The sequence below is a fragment of the Actinomycetota bacterium genome (assembly GCA_036280995.1).
Taxonomy (GTDB): Bacteria; Actinomycetota; CALGFH01; order CALGFH01; family CALGFH01; genus CALGFH01.
The window spans coordinates 1-2,043 of the sequence record DASUPQ010000404.1; the positions used below are offsets into that span (position 1 = coordinate 1).

Sequence of the window (2,043 nt, forward strand, 5' to 3'; positions counted from 1 at the left end):
CTGATCCCCGGCGCGCCCGGTTCGAGGTCATGGAGGACGAGGCCCACCAGCCCTTCCAGGAGGTCCCGGACCAGTGGAACGCCCGCGTCGACGCCTTCTGGCGGGAAGTTGAGGCACGGGGCTGAAAGCTAACCGAGCACATAACTGCGCCACTTACGCTGCCCCGCGACCTGCGAGAACAAGGCTTAGCACGGCGCTCGGCCGCCGATCCATGGGTAAGGACGGGGGCCACTGGGTGGTTGTAACGCCGACACAGCAGCAGTCATTTACTACTCCAGGATATTGCGGCCCTGACGTTCGTCCGTGACCTGGGCGACCTGCGGCTAGCGCAATCAGGCGCTAGCAGTACTCCGTTAGGTTGGGTGGGCTGCTGGGTGCAGCCATGGGGTCGAGCGGGGCAGGGTGCGCTGGCAGAGGGGACACGTGCCGGCCCAACAGGCGACCAGGAATTGCAGCTCGCGCAATGCCTGGAAGGTGGTCAGGCCGACGCACGGGCTTTGGGTCCAGCCGCTCCAAGGTGACGAAGGCGTGCGCGACCGACACCAAGGTCACATGGTGGTGCCAGCCCAGCCAGGAGCGCCCCTCGAAATGGTCCAGCCCGAGCGCGTCCTTCAGCTCGCGATAGTCGTGTTCCACTCGCCAGCGCAGCTTGGCCAGACCCACCAGCTGCTCAAGGGGGGTGGTCTCGGGCAAGTTCGCGAGCCAGTACTTGACCGGCTCGGGCTCGCCCGCAGGCCACTCGGCCACCAGCCAGCGCACCGCCAGCTGGCCGCCTTGGGTGGCACGGCGCAGCTTGACCCCGGCCGGCCGCACCCGCAGGGCGGCAAACCGCGAGGCCAGCTGCTCGCCGTCGGCGCCTTCGCGCCAGGTGACCGTCGTGGCCGCCTGCGCGCTGGCGGCCAGCACCAGCTGCCGCAGCGACGAGCGGTGCTGGCGGTAGCGGGGCACCGGCCGCCGCCCGCGTCCCGCGTACGCCGCCAGCTCAGGCACGACATCCTCGGGATAGGCGCTGAGCGTGCCCGGGACCTGCACCACGTAGACCAACCCGCGCTGCTCCAGGCCGAGCCGGAACTCGCCGACCTCGCCGTAGGCGGCGTCGGCCAGCACCACCGGCGGGGCAAGGCCCCAGGCGACCAGCTCGTCGAGCAATGCCAGCGCCAGCTGCCACTTGGGCCGGTGGCGCTGGTCGGCGGGCACGTGGGCCTTGCGGCGCCGCTGGAGGTCAGCGTCCCACTCCTCGGGCAAGAACAGCTGCCAGTCCAGCGGGCAGCTGGCCTGGTCGGTGACCGCGTGCACGCTCACGCCGACCTGGCAGTTGGCCACCTTGCCCAGCGCCCCGCAGTACTGCGGTGCGACCCCTACCGAGTGGCGGCCGAACTTGGGGAAGCCGGTGTCATCGATCACCCACGCGGCCGGCCCGATGGCGGCGGTCATGCGCTCGGCGAGCCGGCGACGCACCGGCACCGGGTCCCAGGGGCTCTGGTTGACGAACTGCTGCAGCGCCTGCTCCAGCGCGTCGGCATCCGCGTCAGGGTCACCGCGGGCCAGCCGAGCGGCCATCGGCTGGACCGACTTGCGCCTGCCGTCCAACAGCAGCCCGCGCAGGTAGCTGTGGCCCCAGCGGCGCTGATCCTTGCGGGGGAAAGACTGGAACAGGTCCTCGGCGAAGGTGGTCAGGCGGGTGCGGATGCGGCGAAGTTGTGTGGGTGTCACGGTGTCCCACCAGCGCGGTGGCGCGCTCCTTTCGGCTGGGTCTATCGCTTCAAAGGGGTACACCTCAGAGCGGCATGCCCACAAGACCTAACGGAGTACTGCTAGAACACTGATGTCGATTGGTGGGTGGCGTTCGTGGTCGTAGGCGACCAGCGAGCGCTTGACCGGGGCGCCCAGCTGCCAGTTGAACCAGACCGCGGCGGCCAGGGCCAGCAGCCGCTGGGCGACCCGGACCCAGGCGCCCTGGATGGTGTGGGCGCCGTGGCGCTCCAGGCTGAGCTGGTCTTTGAGGGTGTCGATGATCGCCTCGATCCACTGGCGAACCCCACC

At 69.9% G+C, this 2,043-nt stretch carries 3 protein-coding genes; 1 reads left to right on the plus strand and 2 read right to left on the minus strand.

The features are described from left to right. Positions 1–125: alpha/beta hydrolase (locus VF468_13405; GenBank protein ID HEX5879292.1), on the plus strand; the 125-nt coding region annotated here is incomplete at its 5' end. Positions 126–339: 214 nt separating this feature from the next. Here VF468_13405 and VF468_13410 read toward each other — a convergent pair. Together VF468_13410 and VF468_13415 are read right to left on the minus strand one after the other, a co-directional pair. Next, a complete protein-coding gene (locus VF468_13410) occupies positions 340–1,713 on the minus strand; it encodes an IS701 family transposase (GenBank protein ID HEX5879293.1) in 1,374 nt (457 codons plus the stop codon). A gap of 87 nt (positions 1,714–1,800) precedes the next feature. Further along, positions 1,801–2,043 (minus strand): hypothetical protein (locus VF468_13415; protein HEX5879294.1); only part of this gene is annotated, 243 nt, incomplete at its 5' end.